Annotated in this window: 1 protein-coding gene; it reads right to left on the bottom strand. The window is 68.2% G+C overall.

Features of this window, described 5'->3' with window-relative positions:
* A partial coding sequence (locus M8523_RS36445; protein WP_282589668.1) for a tyrosine-type recombinase/integrase occupies window positions 1–544 on the bottom strand: 544 nt, incomplete at its 3' end.
* Between the last annotated feature and the right edge of the window lie 183 nt (window positions 545–727).

The raw sequence follows: 727 nt of genomic DNA, 5'->3' as shown, positions 1-727 counted from the left end.
GCAGCATCACGCCGCGGCGCCGGCCCTCGCGCCACCACTGCCGGAGCAACTCCAGCAGCTGCGGCGACAGCATCGCGTTGCGATCCTTGCGGCCTTTGCCCTGTTCGACCCGGATCAGCATGCGGGTGCTGTCGACGTCGCCGGTCTTGAGGCCGACGACCTCGGACACACGCAGGCCGGCCCCGTAGGCGACCCCGAGCGCGGCCCTGTACTTCGGGCCGCGTGCCGCTTCGAGAAGCCGTCCGACCTCCTCGACGTTCAGCACGGTCGGGAGCTTCTGAGCGTAGCGCACCAGCACGAGGCGCCGCGACAGGTCCGGCCGATCCAGCGTAACGGTGAAAAGGAAGCGCAGAGCCGACACCGAGCCGTTGATCGTTGGCGGCTGCACGCCGCTGTCGGCCTGGTGAATCTGGAAACGGCGGACGTCCTCCGCCGTCGCGGTCTCGGGCGAACGGCTCAGGAAGGCCGCGAAGCTCCGGACGAACATGATGTAGTTGCGCTGGGTGTCCTCGTGCAGGCCGCGCATGGCCATGTCGTCGAGCATGCGGCGGCGGAGTGGGCTGACGGGAACAGAGGCTTGCTGTTGAGACATCGGGTGTCCTCGCGAGATGAGGGGTGGACCCCTCATGCTCGGAGGCCGGCCAAACCGGCTCAAGCGCTCGCTCAGATCTCCAGGTGTGCTCTACCTCTCAGGACGCCCTCCCGCGAGAGCGGGTTCGTCCTTGGG

Source organism: Lichenifustis flavocetrariae, assembly GCF_026130545.1.
Lineage (GTDB): Bacteria > Pseudomonadota > Alphaproteobacteria > Rhizobiales > Beijerinckiaceae > Lichenihabitans > Lichenihabitans flavocetrariae.
Note: the sequence above shows the minus strand (reverse complement) of the source record. Positions and strands in the feature narration are given on the sequence as shown.